Here is a 17,120-nt window from a genome sequence, read left to right as displayed (position 1 = left end):
GCCCGACGGGACAAGTTGGAGGACGGTTATGGCTTACAGCGACAAGGTTATCGACCACTACGAGCACCCCCGCAACGTGGGTGCCCTGGACAAGGACGATTCCGCGGTCGGCACCGGGCTGGTGGGTGCGCCCGCCTGCGGCGACGTGATGAAGCTGCAGATCAAGGTCAGCGCCGAGGGCATCATCGAGGACGCCAAGTTCAAGACCTTCGGCTGCGGCTCGGCCATCGCCTCCAGCTCCCTGGTCACCGAATGGGTCAAGGGCAAGACCCTGGACGAGGCGGCGGCCATCAAGAACACCGACATCGCCCAGGAACTGGCCTTGCCGCCGGTCAAGATCCATTGTTCCGTGCTGGCCGAGGATGCTATCAAGGCCGCCATCGCCGACTACAAGAAGAAGTCGGGCTGATCGGCTTAGGCGTGGCTGGAAGAGAAAAGGGGAACACCATGGCACCTGCTCCCATGACCATCACCGACGCCGCCGCCGAGCGGGTCAAGGTCCTGCTGGCCAAGCGCGGCAAGCCCAGCGTGGGCATCCGCATCGGCGTGCGCTCCAAGGGCTGCTCCGGCATGTCCTACACCCTGGAATACGCCGACGAGAAGTCGCAGTTCGACGAGATTCTCGAGGACAAGGGCGTCACCGTGCTGATCGATCCCAAGGCGACCATGTTCATCCTCGGCACCGAGATGGACTTCGTCGAGGACAAGATGCAGTCGGGCTTCGTCTTCAAGAATCCCAACGAGAAGGGACGCTGCGGCTGCGGCGAGTCCTTCCACGTCTGAAATCGATCGCTCAAGGAAGAAGGAACCGGAGAGGACGATGAACGCCCCCGCCGCCGCACAGATCGTTTCCTGTTGGTCCTGCAAGGGACCGGTGGCGACGCGCGCCCTGTTCTGTTCGGTGTGCGGCGCCGTCCAGGGGCCGGGCAATATCGACCACTTCGCCCGCCTGGGCATCCAGCCTTCCTTCGACCTGGACCTGGACGCCCTGCAGCGCCAGTATTTCGGTTTCCAGAAACGCCTGCATCCCGACCGCTTCGCCGCCAAGTCGTCCAGGGAGAAGGCGCTGTCGCAATCCCAGGCCACCGCGCTCAACGAGGCGTACGAGACCCTGAAGGACCCGTTGAAGCGCGCCGCCTACCTGCTGAACTACCTGGGCCATCCGGTGGACCTGACCGCCTGCGGCACCATCAACGACCGCGAACTGCTGATGGAGCAGATGGAAAAGCGCGAGGCCCTGGCCGAGGCCACCACGCCCGACCAGATCGCCAGGCTGGCCATGCAGGCGGAATCCGAGGTGATCGCCTGCCAGTGCCACATCTCGGCCGCCATCAACGCCTCCAACCTGGAGGAGGCCGGCCATCTGACCATCCGCCTCAAATACCTCGCCAAGCTGGCCGAAGAGGCCCGCGCCAAGAAAACCCGTGCCCTGAGGTTGCCCTAGCATGCTGTTGCAGTTGCACGAACCCGGCGAGAGCCCGGCCCCCCACGAATCCGAACGCGGCCTGGCGGTCGGCATCGACCTGGGCACCACCAATTCGGTGGTGGCGTTGGCCCGCGACGGCCAGACCGAGGTTCTGCGCGATTCCGAGGGCAAGGGGCTGATCCCGTCGGTGGTCTATTACGCCGATGACGGCGAGATCACCGTGGGCGCCGACGCAAGGCGGATGATCCTGGAATCCCCCGACCACGTGGTCAGTTCGGTCAAGCGCCTGATGGGCCGTGGCGCCGAGGATCTGAAGACCCTGGCCGGCACGCTGCCCTATACCCTGGACGTGGCCGCCGAGGGCGGCATGGTGCGCCTGCGGGTCGCCGGCCGCACGCTGACCCCGGTGGAGGTGTCGGCCGACATCCTCAAGGCCGTCAAGGCCCGCGCCGAGGAGGCTCAGGGCAAGACCGTCGATCGCGCCGTGGTCACCGTTCCCGCCTATTTCGACGACGCCGCCCGCACGGCGACCAAGGACGCCGCCCGTCTGGCCGGGCTGGAAGTGCTGCGCCTGGTCAACGAGCCCACGGCCGCCGCCCTGGCCTACGGCCTGGACAACGCCGCCGAGGGGCTTTACGCCGTCTACGACCTGGGCGGCGGCACCTTCGACATCTCCATCCTGCGCATGGAAAAGGGCGTGTTCCAGGTCAAGTCCACCGGCGGCGACGCCGCCCTGGGCGGCGACGACATCGACCACGCCATCGCCGAGCGTTTCCTGGCCGAGCGTGCCAAGGAACATGGCGTCGAGACCATCACGGCGGGCGAGGCCAAGCAGGCCCTGGCCGCCGCCCGCGTCGCCAAGGAATGCCTGTCGGGCCGCGCCAGCGGCGACTGGATGATCGAGGTGGACGGCAAGCCCTCCAAGCACGCCATGACCCGCGACGAGCTGGAGGCCCTGGCCCTTCCCTGGGTGGAAAAGACCATGGCCATCTGCCGCGGCGTCATCGCCGATGCCGGCATCGAGGTCTCCGAGGTCCAGGGCGTGGTGCTGGTGGGCGGCTCGACCCGCATGCCGCTGGTGCGGCGCAAGGTGCGTGAGCTGTTCGGCCGCGAGCCCCTGGCCGACATCAACCCGGACGAGGTGGTCGCCGTGGGGGCCGCGCTGCAGGCCGAGGCGCTGACCGTCGGCTCGGACACCCTGCTGCTGGACGTCACGCCGCTCTCGCTCGGTATCGAGACCATGGGCGGCATCGTGGAAAAGGTCATTCCGCGCAACACCCCGATCCCCGTGGCCATGGCCCAGGAATTCACCACCTATCAGGACGGCCAGACCGCCATGGCCATCCACGTGCTGCAGGGCGAGCGCGAGATGGTGGACCAGAACCGCTCGCTGGCCCGCTTCGTGCTGCGCGGCATTCCCAACATGGCCGCCGGCGCGGCGCGCATCCGCGTCACCTTCACGGTGGACGCCGACGGCCTGCTCACCGTCACCGCCAGCGAGGCCACGACCGGCATCGAGCAGCAGGTGGCGGTCAAGCCGTCCTATGGCCTGACCGAGGACGAAATGGCCAACATGCTGCGCGATTCCCTGGTCAACGCCAAGGACGACATGGCGTCGCGCCTGTTCGCCGAGACGGCGGTCGAGGCCCGCCGGTCGGTGCTGGCGGTGCAGGCGGCGCTGAAAGTTGACGCCGACCTCTTGTCTGATGACGAGCGAAAGAGTATCGATGCCGCTATCGCCGCCGTCGATGCCGCCATCGCCGCCGGCGACCGCGATGCCGTGACGGCCGCGTCGGAAGGCCTGGAGGCCGCCACCAAGACCTTCGCCGAGCGGCGGATGGACCGTGGCATCCGCGCCGCCCTGGCCGGCATGGCGGTGGACAAGCTCGACGACGCCCTCAGCGGCGAATAGATAGGAAAGCCGTTTCATGCCCAAGATGACGTTCATCGCTCCCGACGGAACCCGCAAGGAAGTCGACGCCGCCGAGGGGCTGTCGGTGCTGGAAGTGGCGCACCGCAACAAGATCGAGCTGGAGGGCGCCTGCGAGGGCTCGCTGGCCTGTTCCACCTGCCATGTGATCGTCGCCAAGGAATGGTACGACAAGCTGTCCCCGGCCTCGGAGGACGAGGAGGACATGCTGGATCTGGCCTTCGGCCTGACCGCCACCTCGCGTCTGGGCTGTCAGATCATCATGAGCAAGGATCTGGACGGGCTGACCGTCACCCTGCCGGCCGCCACCCGCAACATGCAGGTCGACAAGAAGTAGGAGGCGAGTATGGCGATGAAGTGGACCGACACCATCGACATCGCCATCGCCCTGGAGGAAGCGCATCCCGACGCCGACAACGTCAATCTGCGCTTCACCGACCTGCACAAATGGGTCTGCGGGTTGGCGGACTTCGCCGACGATCCCGCCAAGTCCAACGAGAAGATTCTCGAGGCCATCCAGATGGCCTGGATCGACGAGCGGGATTGAACCCCTTCGCCCTGCTGCCCCCCTTTGATTTTAAAAAGGACGGGGTTTGGGGCCTTTGGCCCCGAGCGGGTATGGGCGGCAGCCCATTTACTCCACCAACGCGATCTTGATGTTGGCGGCCTGCATCAGCTCCTTCCTGGGCTGGCGCAGCGGCTTGACCGCCACCAGATCGACGATCATCTCGGTGACCACGTTCCTTAAGCCATCGATCTGCTCCAGCACCTGCTGCGGCATCATGCCGTTGAAACGGCGCCTGGGGACGCAATAGGTGACCAGTTCCGGCTGCCAGTCGCCGCGATAGCCGTAATCGGCCCGCCAGTACCAGGGCTGGGAGAAATAGCCGAAGCTGCGGGCGAAATAGGGCTTCACGTGGGTGGGGTCGGTCCAGGCGTCGTCATGGGCGCCATGGGGGACCTTGATCTGCATCTTGGCGCCGGGCCGGGCGATGCGCCACAGCTCCTGCATCAGGGGCAGAGGCTCGGGGATGTGCTCGATCAGGTGGGACAGCAGGAACTCGTCGATACTCGAATCTTCGAAGGGCAGGGGGGTGGTGGCGCATTGGGACAGGTCGGCCACCACATCGACGCCGGGCAGGGCCATGGCGTCCAGATTGATCCAGCCGTCCCGCACGTCGCGGCCGCAGCCGAGGTTGAGCTTCCTGGCGGGAGCCGAAATCTTCTTCTTGGGGGCCATGACGCATCCGGGCAGAGTGGAAAACAAGCGATCCAGTTCTACAGCCAGCACGGCCCCGTTGCAACGCGCCCCGCCCATCCCCTACAACAAGGGCATGAACACTCTGGACATCGACAAGCCCGCCTCGGCCACCCGCGTGGTGGTGGCCATGTCGGGCGGCGTGGATTCTTCGGCCACGGCGGCCCTGCTGAAGGAGCAGGGTTACGACGTGGTCGGCGTCACGCTGCAGCTCTACGACCTGGCCGCCAGCGGCATCGAGCCGGGCACCTGCCGTCCCAACACCTGCTGCGCCGGCAAGGACATCCATGATGCCCGCGCCGTGGCCGATGCGCTGGGCATTCCCCATTACGTGCTGGATTTCGAGGAGACCTTCCGCAAGGACGTGATCGAGCGCTTCGCCGATTCCTATCTGCGGGCCCGCACGCCGGTGCCCTGCGTCGAATGCAACCGTACCGTCAAGTTCCGCGATCTGCTGGGCGTGGCCAAGGATCTGGGCGGCGACGCCCTGGTGACCGGCCATTACGTGCGCCGCCGTCCCGGGCCCAAGGGGCCGGAATTATGGACCGGGCGCGATCCGGCCCGCGACCAGAGCTATTTCCTGTTCGCCACCACGCGCGAGCAGCTGGACTTCCTGCGCTTCCCCCTGGGCGACATGGCGGGCAAGGCCGAGACGCGGGCCATCGCCGCGCGCCACCACCTGCCGGTGGCCGCCAAGCGCGACAGCCAGGACATCTGTTTCGTGCCCGATGGCGACTATGCCGCCCTGGTCACCCGCCTGCGCCCGGATGCGGCGCGGCCGGGCGAGATCGTCGATACCACCGGCAAGGTGCTGGGCCGCCATCCCGGCGTGATCCACTACACCATCGGCCAGCGCAAGGGCCTGGGCCTGGGCGGCGGCCCGCCGCTCTACGTGGTGGCGCTGGAACCCGAAACCGCCCGCGTGGTGGTGGGTGGGCGCCGGGATCTGAACTGCCTCGACGTTCCTGTGGAGGAGGTCAACTGGCTGGGCGGCGACGAGACGGAACTGCGGGTCGCCGTCAAGGTGCGCTCCACCCGCCCACCGGCCCCGGCCCTGCTGCGCCGCCTGGACGGCGACCGCGCCCTGGTGATCCTGGACGAGCCGGAACAGGGAGTCGCCCCCGGCCAGGCCTGCGTTTTCTACCAGGGCGAACGGGTCCTGGGCGGCGGTTGGATCGCGCCATCGCGAGACGCTTGACAGCAATCGCCGAGACTATTATACGAACCGCTCTCGACGCGATGGCGGGGTAGCTCAGCTGGTTAGAGCACGGGAATCATAATCCTGGGGTCGGGGGTTCAAGTCCCTCTCCCGCTACCATCGAGACACAGAGAAACGGCCCGTAAGTTCAAAGACTTACGGGCCGTTCTCTTTTGTTCTGCTGGGAATTTTGCAATTTTTGCGATTTGGCGGAATCCCGCCATTTTCCGCAGGTTCCGAAAACTCCATGCCGCATACATGCCTCATGGCGATGCTTGTTGTTGCTGGAACGTTCAAACGAGAAAACAGGGTGGTGCGACGTCGCACCACCCTGTTTTCTCGTCAGCTGGAATCTCGGAATGGATGGCCCCACCTTGGGCTTGGAATGTGGCTCACAATCTGGGCCGGGGAGTTGAGGCGCATGGGCTGCTTATCGAGAGGAGCATAGACGAAGGTTGCCGGGTTCGGTCGGACCGATGGGCGCGGGCCCGGCGTTGGAAAGGCGGGATTTGCGGTTTTGCCGGGCTGGAGTGGTGCGACGTCGCACCACCTCATTTTACGCCCCTGAGATGGCCAGTGCCTGCTCGACGGATCGGACGATGGCTTGATCGGACGTGTCGTCCGACCAGAGATGTCCGTAACGGTCCAAGGTGAACTGGATGCTGGCATGGCCGGCCCAAGCTTGAATCTTCTTGGCGGGAACAGCCTGTTCGATCCAAAGGCTGCACGCGACATGCCGTAGGGCATGCAGGGCAAACCAAGGCGTGACCTTGCCCCTTTTGTCCTGATCGGCCAAACCTGCCGACGCCATCAGGGGAGTCCAGAGCCGGTGATAGAGGTTGGCGTAGCTTTCGGGCTTTCCCGCGCCGTTGGGAAAAACCAAGCCATCTTCAGACGTCGGAGCATGAGGCAGCCAAGCCCGCAGGGCGGCGATGGTCGATGGGGGAAGGGGAACCGTGCGTCTGCTGTTCTTGGTCTTGCATGGGCCGATTACGTTCCACTGATCTGCTCTTTGGCGGATATCCACCTTGCCATCGGCAAGACGAAGACCCTATGTCACCATGTCGATGGACCAACAGGGAGAACGATGATGCTGAAGCACTTCTGGAAAGGCTTTGTGCATCCTGCGCGTCGGCCCGCCAGAGATCATGAACGCCGACCAAGGCAGCCAGTGCACTTCCTTCGCCTGGATCGACCGGCTGAAGCAGGCGGGAACCGCATCTCCATGGACGGCAAGGGCCGCTGCATCGACAACATCTTCATCGAGCGCCTGTGGCGTCCCTCAAATACGAATGCGTCTACCTCCATGCCTGGGAAATAGGATCGCAAGCAAGGGCCGAGATTGGACGCTGGATGACCATCTACAACCACCAGCGGCCTCATGCCGCCCATGGCGGACGCCCGCCCGTGGTGGTCTACTGGAAAACCATCAACCAAACCGATCGGCCAACCAAACCGATCGGCAGACCCGGAGAGTAGCTTAAACTTTCCCGAAATCTGTCCAACCAGCGGAGAATGGCTCAACTCGTATCGCCGCCGCGCCCTCAGCGCCCTTCCATGCCGTTGGCTGATGATCGTCGATATCTATAGCCTGCTATGATAAAGTCACGGAAGCGATGATGGCTCTCCCGTTTGGGAACGGCAGAGGTCCGCGACCTCTGCCCTGGTTCGCCCATTCAGCGAAAGAAAATCCACCCCGTCACCGTCACTGCCAATACATGGTGAAGCGGGGCTGGGCGAATGGGCGCAGACCTCAACCAAAATTCTGCTTCACGAATCCCGTGTCCATCAGGCCGAAATGACGGCGATTGGCGGCGAATTGCCCGGGAGTAGCTTGGCTAAGGTTGGACCGGAATTACTTCCCCCGTCGATACGTTGACATATTTGATCGCTTCGGTGAGCCGGCATTCAGGAAAGATCGCCTCATGCATCTGCTGCTGATCAATCCGAAATTCCCTGAAAGCTTCTGGAGCTTCAGATGGGCCATCGATCAGGTGCTGCCGGGCAAGCGGGCGGTCAATCCCCCCCTTGGACTGGCGACGCTGGCGGCGCTCTGTCCCACTCATTGGCGAGTCGAGATCATCGACGAGAACATCGAGGATGCGCCCCTCGTCACCACCGCCGACATCGTCGGAGTCTGCGGCATGGGCGTTCAGTTCCCCCGTCAGCGGGAGTTGCTGGACCATTACCGCAGTCAGGGCCGCCATGTGGTGGCGGGCGGCAGCTTTGCCTCGCTGTGCCCCGATGATTATGCCGAATTGGCCCATACGGTGGTGGCCGGTGAGGCCGAATATGTGTGGCCGGAATTCTGCCGCGATTTCGAGCGGGGCGCGCCCAAGGCCTTGTACCACGAGACCGGAACCGTGGCGTTGGCCGACTCGCCGGTTCCCCGCTACGACCTGCTCAAGCTTGGCGCCTATTCCAACGTTACCCTCCAGTTCTCGCGCGGCTGTCCGTTCCGCTGCGAATTCTGCGATATCATCGTGATGTTCGGGCGCCGTCCCCGGGTCAAGGGCTTGGATCAGATCGAACGGGAACTGGATCAACTGCGCCACTTCGGTGCCCGCAGCGTGTTCTTCGTCGATGACAACCTGATCGGCAACCCGAAGGAGGCCAAGGATCTTCTGCGCTTACTGGCCGAGTACCAGCGGCGTCACGGCTACGTGTTCAGCTTCGGCACTGAGGCGTCCCTCAACATGGCCCAGGACGACGAACTGCTGGACCTGTTCCGCGCCGCTAATTTCGGCTGGGTGTTCATCGGCATCGAGACCACCGATCCGGTGGGGTTGAAGGAAACCGGCAAGACCCAGAACCTGCGGGAAGACACCCTGACGGCCATCCGGCGCATTTATTCCCACGGCATCGATGTGCTGGGCGGGTTCATCATCGGCTTCGACCACGACACCCCGGACACCTTCGAGCATCAGTACCGCTTCATCACCGAAGCGGGAATCCAGTCGGCCATGATCGGCCTGCTCATGGCCCTTCCGCGCACGCCCCTGCACGCACGGATGGAACGGGAAGGCCGTCTGCTGTCCGTCGAGAGGCACTCGGACAACACCAGCCTGACCACCAATATCGTGCCGAAATGCATGAGTGCCGAAGCCATGGCGGCAGGCTACCAGATGCTTTACGGCCGTCTGCTCACCGGCCCGGAAATCGGGCGGCGTATCCGCAACAAGGCGGCGCATCTGCGCGTCCCGGTCTATGGCAGCGGCTATTCCATGGGCCAGCGGGTCGGAATCGTCGCCCGCCTGCTGATCAGGGGCATCCTGTCGGGAGGGCTTTCAACTCTGGTGCCCTTCCTGCGCAGTTTTCCCTTCCTGACGCCGTCGCGGATTCCCATGGTGATTTCCGACTGGATCATCGGGCTGTCCATGAAGGCGTTTGCCGAGCGGCACCTGTTTGGTGCCGTCGGGCGGCAGAAGAGCGACTAAACTCGGGCGATATTCACGGTGTCGCTGGATGGCCGTTAGAGGAAAGGATAAGCCATGCGCATCCAGGATCTGCCGGCCAAATTGGTCTACGAGGCCCTCGGCACCTCGCCGGAAGGTCTTTCCGCAGCCGAGGCCGCCCGGCGTCTGGTGGAGTACGGCGCCAACCAAGTGGAGCGGGTCGCCTCGGAACCCCTGCCGTTGCGCTTTGCCCGCCAGTTCACCCATCTGTTCGCGGTGGTGCTGTGGCTTGCCGCGGGCATGGCCCTGTTCGCCGAGACCCAGCAGCCCGGCCAAGGCATGGGAACCCTGGCCGTGGCCATCGTGCTGGTGATTGTCATCAACGGCGGCTTTTCCTTCTGGCAGGAATATCGCAGCGAGCGGGCCCTGGAAGCCCTGATTTTACTGCTGCCGCTCAGGGTCAAGGCCCGGCGCGGCGGTGAACTGGTGGAGGTCGCGGCCACCGAACTGGTGCCGGGCGACGTGGTGGTGCTGGAGGAAGGCTGCGCCGTGCCCGCCGACTGCCGTGTGGTCCGCTCTATGGGCGTTCAGGTCGACCTCGCCTCCATCACCGGGGAATCCGTGCCGGTGGTTCGAGATTCCGAGCCGGCTCCTTCGGCCGAACAGGCCGAGGCCCGCAATATTCTGCCCGCCGGGGCGGATATCGCTTCCGGCGAGGCCGAGGCAGTGGTCTTCGCCACGGGCATGCGCACCATGCTGGGGGCCATAGCCCACCTGACCCAGACCGCCGGCCGGCAGGCCTCGCCGCTGCAAAAGGAAGTCATCCGGCTGTCACGAATCATCACCGTGCTGGCGGCCGGCAGCGGCGTGGCATTCTTTACCATCGGTATGGCCGGAGGCATGGAGATTTGGCACGCCTCCATCTTTGCGATTGGGCTGATGGTCGCCAACGTGCCCGAAGGCCTGTTGCCGACCGTCACCCTGGCCCTGGCCATGGCAAGCCGGCGGCTTGCCCGCAAGAATGTGCTCGTCCGCAAGCTGACCGGGGTGGAGACCCTGGGCTCGACCACCGTCATATGCACCGACAAAACCGGCACCTTGACCGAAAACCGCATGCAGGCCAGACAGGTCTTCATCGCAGGCAGTATAATGGAGGCCGGCTCCGTCGCTCAGGGCGGATTGGCCGGCAGGCTGGCCCTGGAAACGGCCGGCCTGTGCCAAACCCTTGACGTGGTCGACCAGAAATTGGTGGGCGATCCCACCGAAATTGCCCTGGTGACTCTGGCCGGCGGCATGCCCGTCGGCGAACCCCTCGACGGGATATCCTTCGATTCCTCCCGCCGCCGCATGTCGCTGCTGTATCCCGGAACCGACGGTCCGGTACTGCATGTGAAGGGGGCGTTGGAATCGCTTTTGCCGCTTTGCGACCGGATCGCCGGTTCCGATGCCGTCCGGATGATTGCCGAGGCCGACCGCGCCGCCCTCGCCCGGGCCGAGATCGAAATGGCCGAGGCGGGCATGCGGGTGCTGGCCCTGGCGCGGCGCGACATGGCTCCGGGAACCCCGAAGGAGGAATGGGAGAGCGGGCTGGTGCTGTTGGGGCTGATCGGATTGCAAGATCCGCCGCGCCCCGAGGTTCCCGACGCGGTGGCCCGCTGCCGCGGGGCCGGAATCAAGGTGGTGATGGTCACCGGCGACCACCCCCGCACCGCTGAGGCGGTGGCCCGGCAGGTGGGACTGGCCACCCGGCATCGCCCACGCATCATCGTCGGTGATCACCTGCAACGCATGTCCAAGACCCAACTCCAGATAGCGCTGGACGCCCCGGAGATCATCTTCGCCCGCACCCGGGCCGACCAGAAATGGCGCATCGTCGAAGCGTTGCAGGCCAAGGGCGAGGTGGTGGCCGTCACAGGCGACGGCGTCAATGACGCCCCAGCCCTCAAGCAGGCCGATATCGGCATCGCCATGGGGGCTTCGGGGACCGACGTGGCGCGGCAGGCCGCCGACATGGTGCTGCTGGACGACAATTTCGCAAGCATCGTCGCCGCCATCGAGGAGGGACGCGCCGTCTTCGACAACATCCGCAAGTTCTTGACCTACATCCTGACCTCCAACATCCCCGAGATGGTGCCCTACCTGCTGTTCGCGGTGTTCAACGTGCCGCTGGGCCTGACGGTGGCGCAGATCCTGGCCATCGACCTTGGCACCGACATGGTGCCGGCCCTGGCCCTGGCGGTAGAGCAGCCCCGGGCCGACGTCATGAACCGGCCCCCTCGCGCCCGCAGCGAACGCTTGATCGATACCGCCTTGTTGGCTCGAGCCTACGGCTTTCTCGGCCCCTTGCAGGCGGCGGGCGCCATGGCGGCATTCTTCGCGGTCCTCCATGCCGGGGGCTGGTTTTGGGGCAAGGAGCTTCCAACGGATTCGGTGCTGTACCTGCATGCCACCACGGCCTGCCTGGCCACCGTGGTCATCATGCAAATGGCAAATCTGTTCGCCTGCCGCAGCCATGACCGTTCCGCGTTCTGGCTGAGTCCCCGGACCAACCGCCTTATTCCCGCCGGCTTGGCCTTCGAGGGGGCTCTGATCGCCGCCCTGGTCTATTCCCCGCTGGGAAACACCTTGTTCGCCACCATGCCGCTGGGGGCATCCGACTGGTTGCGGGCCGGGGCGTTCGCCGTGCTGCTGCTGTTGGTCGAAGAGGCAAGAAAGCTATTTGTTCGGCACAGGCCGTTCGTCCGTGAAATAAGTGTGCAACATCCAAGAAATTAATATCTTAGCAAATACTCTTGCAATTGCGGATATATCTGCGTTTGGCGGCTTAATATTTTTGACTTTATTTAAAAGCGGCACAATAATTATTATTATTTGCACCGTGTTTTTTGTGTGGCGGTGGTCTGCCTTAATTCTGTGAAAGCGGTCAATCGCCCGCTTCGGGGATATGACTTCCCGCTGTGTCGGTGTAGATAAAAAATAATATATGAAAAATTTGTAGAAAATGGCGAAAATTTGAGTGATAGCCATATGTTGTGATTGTCGAATGTGAAAATGTTTTAGTGAGTATTTGACTCCTGGCGCCAAGATTGTTTTTACAACTTGTAATAAAGTGGCTTCGCAGAGTAAGTCGTGCTATATTGTTGCGCTTGTCATTTTTTCTGGCTTTGAGGCCATTCCCCGATCGCCGCCGGTATCCAGAAGGGATGTCTGCACGCGTGGCCACCACGAGGAGGCATCACCATGTCGTATCAGCGGTTCAAGTTCGCGCCGTTACGGGCGCCGCCGGCCGGCCCGCCGAGTTTCGGAGGGCACGAGCCCCTGCTGGCGGACGTTCTGGCCGATCCCATCGTCCTTCGCCTGATGGTGCGTGACCGCGTCGAATTGGCGACGCTGATGACGCTCATCGGCGATGCGCAAATGCGGCTCCAATGACCGGCCGGTCGTATCGGCCGATGGTCGGCAGCTTCCTGGAGCCAATGGGCTCCGAAGCCGAACAGTCCGGACGGGCGATGAGCGCAAGTCGGGGATTGCTGAAATTCCTTCAACTTGGATGGTCGGCATCACCGGTGCGGGTCGGCGACCGTTTTCGCAAGGCCCACGACCAGTTCGGCACGATTTGGGAGGTCATGCGGATATGGAAGACCGTCGATGGCCTGCTCCATGTCCGCCTCAGAGGCCTCGATGCTCAGGGCGAGTCCCGAATCATCTCGGCCGTCACCTTGGCGGATTCGGCATATTTCCTTCCGCATCCGGCGTCGTCGGACATGAATTGAAGCCGCTTACTCGACCGTAAGCAATTCCCGCAGGACATAGGGCAGGATGCCGCCGTGGCGGAGATAGTCCAACTCGACGGCGGTATCGATGCGCAGTTGCACTGTGACGCGGCGGCCGGGACCCGAGCGTCCGATCACCTCCAGAATCAGATTCTGCCTGGGCTGCAGCGTTCCGGTCAGGCCCCGGATGTGGAATTCCTCGTCCCCGACAATGCCCAAAGATTCTGCGGATTCGCCGTCCCGAAATTGCAGCGGCAGCACCCCCATACCGACTAAGTTGGAGCGGTGGATGCGTTCGAAGCTTTGCGCCACCACCGCCCGCACGCCAAGCAGCTTTGGTCCCTTGGCCGCCCAGTCGCGGCTGGAGCCGGTGCCGTATTCGGTGCCGGCGAAGACTATGGTGGGGATCCCCGCCTCCTGATAACGCATTGCCACATCGAATATGGACAGCACCGTGTCGTCGGGTTGATGGCGGGTCATCCCGCCTTCGATGCGCGATCCATCGGCGTTGACGGGCAGCATCAGGTTGCGGATGCGCACATTGGCGAAGGTTCCGCGCATCATCACTTCGTGGTTTCCGCGGCGTGCGCCGTAGCTGTTGAAATCGGCCGCCGTGACGCCTTGGGCCATCAGGTACTGCCCGGCGGGAGAGGAAATGGCGATGGAGCCGGCCGGGCTGATATGGTCGGTGGTGACCGAGTCGCCGAAGACCGCCAGGGCGCGGGCACCGACGATGTCGCCCACGCCGTCGGGATGCAGGGAGAATTGGCGAAAGAACGGCGGCTCGGCGATAAAGGTGGACGGGGTCCATGCATAGACCTCACCGGCATCGGTGGGGATGTCGTTCCACAGCGGATTGCCGTGGACGAAATCGCGGTACAGGCGGCGATAGATCTCCGGATCGGTGGCCTCCAACAAGGCATCGGCCACTTCGGCGCTGCTGGGCCAGATATCGCTCAACATCACCTGCCGGCCGTCTTTGTCCGTTCCCAGTGGCTCGCGGGTCAGGTCGATGGTGACACGGCCGGCCAGGGCAAAGGCCACCACCAGCGGCGGGCTCATCAGGAAATTGGCCTTCAAGGCGAGATGGATGCGGGCCTCGAAATTGCGGTTGCCGGACAGCACGGCGGCACAGACCAGGTCGTCCGCGACGATGGCTCGCTCCAGTTCCGGCATCAGTGGCCCTGAATTGCCGATACAGGTGGTGCAGCCATACGCGACGACCCGGAAGCCCAATGTCTCCAGGTCCCCCAGCAGTCCGGCCTTGTCCAGGTATTCGGTGACCACCCGCGACCCCGGGGCCAGCGAGGTCTTGACCCGCGGCCCCACCCTCAGCCCCCGCGCCACCGCCTTGCGGGCCAGCAGGCCTGCCGCCAGCATGACGCCGGGATTGGAGGTGTTGGTGCATGAGGTGATGGCGGCGATCAGCACATCGCCATGGCCGATATCGGCGGCGGCGGTGCTCTCGACCAAATGGCGCCGCTCCAATGTCTCGGCCGGTCGGCCGTAGCCGTCCTCTTGCGCGGGGGCCGAGAACAGTCTGGCAAAGACCCGCCCCATATCCGGCAGGTTCAGGCGATCCTGCGGTCGCTTGGGGCCGGCGATGGAGGGTTGTACCGAGCCCAGGTCGAAATCGATGATCTCGCTGTAGTCGATGTCGCCGGCCATGGGCATCCCGAACAGCCCCTGCGCGGTGAAGTAGGCGCGGAACGCCTCGATCTCCGCTTCGGTACGGCCGGTGGCGGCCATATATTTGACGGTTTCCCCGTCCACCGGGAAGAAGCCCATGGTGGCGCCGTATTCCGGCGCCATGTTGGCGATGGTGGCGCGGTCGGGAACCGCCAGAGAGCGGGTCCCTTCGCCGAAGAACTCGACGAACTTGCCCACCACCTTGGCGCGGCGCAGACGTTCGGTAAGGAACAGCACCAGATCGGTGGCGGTGGCGCCTTCGGGCAGGAGTCCGCGCAGATGCACACCGACCACGTCGGGGGTGAGGAACACCAGGGGCTGGCCCAGCATTCCGGCTTCCGCCTCGATGCCGCCGACGCCCCAGCCGACCACGCCCAGGGCGTTGATCATGGTCGTGTGGGAATCGGTGCCGACCAATGTGTCGGGATAGGTGATGCCGTTCCGTTCGAGTACACCGCGCGCCAGGAATTCCAGATTGACCTGATGGACGATGCCGATGCCCGGCGGCACCACCCGGAAGGTGTCGAAGGCCTGCATCCCCCATTTGATGAAGCGATAGCGCTCGGCATTGCGCTGGAACTCCCGGCGCATGTTGAGGCCCAGTGAATCCGCCTCGCCGTAATGGTCCACCTGGACGGAATGGTCGACCACCAGATCGACCGGAACAAGCGGCTCGATCATCTTCGGGTTCTTGCCGAAGGCCTGGGCCACGCCGCGCATGGCCGCCAGATCGCACAGCAGCGGCACGCCGGTGAAGTCCTGCAGCACGATGCGGGCGACAACGAAGGGGATTTCCTGCGTGCGCGGCGCATTGGGGCGCCAATTGGCCAATTGGCGGACATGCTCTTCGCTGATTCTGTTGCCGTCGCAGTTGCGCAGCAGGGATTCCAAAATGATCCGGATGGACACGGGCAGGCGCTTCACCGGACCATCGGTCACGGCATCCAGGGCGGCCAGGGCGTAATAGCGGGATGACGTTTCTTGGCCGGGCGAAAGTTCGCGTAACGCGCAGAATGGATCTGGGAGCATGATGGTCTCCGTCGAGGTCACACTGGAGAGGAGCAGCGCATGAGCGCCACTCGGCCGGAAAAGGATTCCTTCGGCGTCATCCAGGTGCCCGAGTCTCACATATGGGGTGCCCAGACCCAGCGTTCGTTGGAATATTTCGCCATATCCGTCGAGCGCATGCCGCCCGAGCTGATATCGGCGCTGGCGCGGGTCAAGGGCGCCTGCGCCAAGGTCAACGCCGATCTCGGCCTGCTGCCCGCCCGCAAGGCGGACGCCGTCATCGCCGCGGTGCAGGAAGTCCTGAGCGGCCGGCATGGGCGGGAATTCCCCCTGTCGGTCTGGCAGACCGGCTCGGGGACCCAGACCAACATGAACATGAACGAGGTGCTGGCCAATCGCGCATCGGAAATCCTGGGGGGTGAACGCGGTCTGAACCGCTGCGTCCACCCCAACGACGACGTCAATCTGGGGCAGTCGTCAAACGACGTCTTTCCCACCGCCATGCACATTGCAGCAGCCTGCGCCGTGGCCGGCGGGCTTCTGCCCTCGCTCGCCGCGCTTCGTGCCATGCTGGCCGGGCTGGCGGACGAATTCGCCGCCATCGTCAAGATCGGCCGCACCCACCTTCAGGATGCCACTCCCCTGACCCTGGGGCAGGAGTTTTCCGGCTACGCGGCCCAGTTGGACCATGCCGAGGCCGTCCTGCTCGCCACCCTGCCGTCGCTCTATCCGCTGGCCATAGGCGGCACCGCCGTGGGGACCGGGCTCAACACCCATCCCGAATTCGGCGCCCGCGTCGCGGCGGAATTGGCCGCCGACCTTGGCCTGCCCTTCGTCTCCGCCGCCAATAAATTCGCCGCCCTGGCCGCCCATGACGGCTTGGTGGCGATGCACGGCGCCGTCAAGACCCTGGCGACGGCGCTGATGAAGATCGCCAACGACATCCGCTGGCTGTCCTCGGGGCCGCGCTGCGGGTTGGGCGAGATCAGCCTGCCGGAAAACGAGCCCGGCAGCTCGATCATGCCGGGCAAGGTCAACCCCACCCAGTGCGAGGCCCTGACCATGGCCTGCTGCCAGGTGATGGGCAACGATGTGGCCATCACCCTGGGCGGTGCTTTGGGCAACTTCGAGCTGAACGTCTTCAAGCCGCTGATCGCCCATAATGTTCTTCAGAGTGTCCGCCTGATGGCCGACGGCATGGCCGGCTTCGAACGCCATTGCGTGCGCGGCATTACCGCCAATCGGGACCGCATCAGGCAATTGCTGGAGCAATCGCTGATGCTGGTGACGGCGCTGGCGCCCCAGATCGGTTATGACCGGGCCGCCGAGATCGCCAAGCGTGCCCATGCCGAGGGATCGACCCTGCGGCAGACTGCCCTGGCGAGCGGTTACGTGACGGCGGAGCAGTTCGACACAGTGATGGAACGCGTCATGACGGTCTGA

15 protein-coding genes, 1 tRNA gene and 1 pseudogene are annotated in these 17,120 nt (G+C 64.3%); 14 read left to right on the top strand and 3 right to left on the bottom strand.

Features of this window, described 5'->3' with window-relative positions; translation table 11 throughout:
- The first annotated feature begins 28 nt into the window (after nucleotides 1-28).
- Genes iscU through iscX form a run of 6 tightly spaced genes read left to right on the top strand, consistent with a single transcriptional unit; the run spans nucleotide 29 to nucleotide 3,903 of the window.
- Nucleotides 29-409, top strand: a complete 381-nt coding sequence (gene iscU, locus ACV4UZ_RS13115; RefSeq protein WP_491601257.1) for a Fe-S cluster assembly scaffold IscU — start codon at nucleotides 29-31, stop codon at nucleotides 407-409.
- Nucleotides 410-447: 38 nt separating this feature from the next.
- On the top strand, nucleotides 448-783 hold the full coding sequence (locus ACV4UZ_RS13110) for a HesB/IscA family protein (protein ID WP_096704774.1): 336 nt from the start codon (nucleotides 448-450) through the stop codon (nucleotides 781-783).
- 37 nt (nucleotides 784-820) lie between these two features.
- Nucleotides 821-1,444 (top strand): Fe-S protein assembly co-chaperone HscB, encoded by a 624-nt coding sequence (gene hscB / locus ACV4UZ_RS13105; protein ID WP_491601256.1) that lies wholly within the window; start codon nucleotides 821-823, stop codon nucleotides 1,442-1,444.
- A gap of 1 nt (nucleotide 1,445) precedes the next feature.
- Nucleotides 1,446-3,338 (top strand): Fe-S protein assembly chaperone HscA, encoded by a 1,893-nt coding sequence (hscA, locus tag ACV4UZ_RS13100; RefSeq protein ID WP_491601255.1) that lies wholly within the window; start codon nucleotides 1,446-1,448, stop codon nucleotides 3,336-3,338.
- Between the two features lie 16 nt (nucleotides 3,339-3,354).
- Nucleotides 3,355-3,693 (top strand): ferredoxin family 2Fe-2S iron-sulfur cluster binding protein, encoded by a 339-nt coding sequence (locus ACV4UZ_RS13095; RefSeq protein WP_491601254.1) that lies wholly within the window; start codon nucleotides 3,355-3,357, stop codon nucleotides 3,691-3,693.
- A 9-nt stretch (nucleotides 3,694-3,702) separates the two neighbouring features.
- Entirely contained in the window at nucleotides 3,703-3,903 is a 201-nt protein-coding gene (gene iscX, locus ACV4UZ_RS13090) for a Fe-S cluster assembly protein IscX (protein ID WP_491601253.1), read from the top strand.
- 87 nt (nucleotides 3,904-3,990) lie between these two features.
- Here the strand turns inward: iscX and ACV4UZ_RS13085 are convergent, their stop codons facing one another.
- Nucleotides 3,991-4,596: a class I SAM-dependent methyltransferase gene (locus ACV4UZ_RS13085; protein WP_491601252.1), complete on the bottom strand. Its 606-nt coding sequence runs from the start codon at nucleotides 4,594-4,596 to the stop codon at nucleotides 3,991-3,993.
- 94 nt (nucleotides 4,597-4,690) lie between these two features.
- Here ACV4UZ_RS13085 and mnmA point away from each other — a divergent pair, with 94 nt between their 5' ends.
- Together mnmA and ACV4UZ_RS13075 are read left to right on the top strand one after the other, a co-directional pair.
- Entirely contained in the window at nucleotides 4,691-5,812 is a 1,122-nt protein-coding gene (gene mnmA / locus ACV4UZ_RS13080; protein WP_491601251.1) for a tRNA 2-thiouridine(34) synthase MnmA, read from the top strand.
- A gap of 43 nt (nucleotides 5,813-5,855) precedes the next feature.
- Nucleotides 5,856-5,932 (top strand) — tRNA-Met (locus ACV4UZ_RS13075).
- Between the two features lie 436 nt (nucleotides 5,933-6,368).
- On the opposite strand, the gene ACV4UZ_RS13070 is transcribed toward ACV4UZ_RS13075, so the two are convergent.
- Nucleotides 6,369-6,839 carry a site-specific integrase gene (locus tag ACV4UZ_RS13070; RefSeq protein WP_491601250.1) on the bottom strand — a complete coding sequence of 157 codons (471 nt, stop codon included), beginning with the start codon at nucleotides 6,837-6,839 and terminating at the stop codon, nucleotides 6,369-6,371.
- A gap of 106 nt (nucleotides 6,840-6,945) precedes the next feature.
- On the opposite strand from ACV4UZ_RS13070, the pseudogene ACV4UZ_RS13065 reads away from it, so the two are divergent.
- From ACV4UZ_RS13065 to ACV4UZ_RS13045, 5 genes and pseudogenes are all read left to right on the top strand, one after another.
- Nucleotides 6,946-7,291: pseudogene (locus ACV4UZ_RS13065) on the top strand (transposase); the annotation flags it as partial.
- Between the two features lie 446 nt (nucleotides 7,292-7,737).
- The gene (locus tag ACV4UZ_RS13060) at nucleotides 7,738-9,249 is read left to right on the top strand and encodes a B12-binding domain-containing radical SAM protein (protein ID WP_491601249.1); all 1,512 of its coding nucleotides are present in this window, start codon (nucleotides 7,738-7,740) and stop codon (nucleotides 9,247-9,249) included.
- A 54-nt stretch (nucleotides 9,250-9,303) separates the two neighbouring features.
- On the top strand, nucleotides 9,304-11,982 hold the full coding sequence (locus ACV4UZ_RS13055) for a cation-translocating P-type ATPase (RefSeq protein WP_491601248.1): 2,679 nt from the start codon (nucleotides 9,304-9,306) through the stop codon (nucleotides 11,980-11,982).
- 465 nt (nucleotides 11,983-12,447) lie between these two features.
- Nucleotides 12,448-12,639 carry a hypothetical protein gene (locus tag ACV4UZ_RS13050; RefSeq protein WP_491601247.1) on the top strand — a complete coding sequence of 64 codons (192 nt, stop codon included), beginning with the start codon at nucleotides 12,448-12,450 and terminating at the stop codon, nucleotides 12,637-12,639.
- Nucleotides 12,636-12,980 (top strand): hypothetical protein, encoded by a 345-nt coding sequence (locus ACV4UZ_RS13045; RefSeq protein ID WP_491601246.1) that lies wholly within the window; start codon nucleotides 12,636-12,638, stop codon nucleotides 12,978-12,980. The genes ACV4UZ_RS13050 and ACV4UZ_RS13045 overlap by 4 nt, the downstream gene beginning before the upstream one ends.
- Nucleotides 12,981-12,986: 6 nt before the next feature.
- Here ACV4UZ_RS13045 and acnA read toward each other — a convergent pair whose 3' ends face one another.
- Nucleotides 12,987-15,698, bottom strand: coding sequence for an aconitate hydratase AcnA (acnA, locus tag ACV4UZ_RS13040; protein ID WP_491601245.1), 2,712 nt, complete (start codon nucleotides 15,696-15,698; stop codon nucleotides 12,987-12,989).
- Between the two features lie 39 nt (nucleotides 15,699-15,737).
- Here acnA and fumC point away from each other — a divergent pair, with 39 nt between their 5' ends.
- Complete coding sequence (gene fumC / locus ACV4UZ_RS13035; protein ID WP_491601244.1) at nucleotides 15,738-17,120, top strand: class II fumarate hydratase; 1,383 nt, start codon at nucleotides 15,738-15,740, stop codon at nucleotides 17,118-17,120.

This window comes from Paramagnetospirillum sp. (assembly GCF_058402745.1).
Note: the sequence above shows the minus strand (reverse complement) of the source record. Positions and strands in the feature narration are given on the sequence as shown.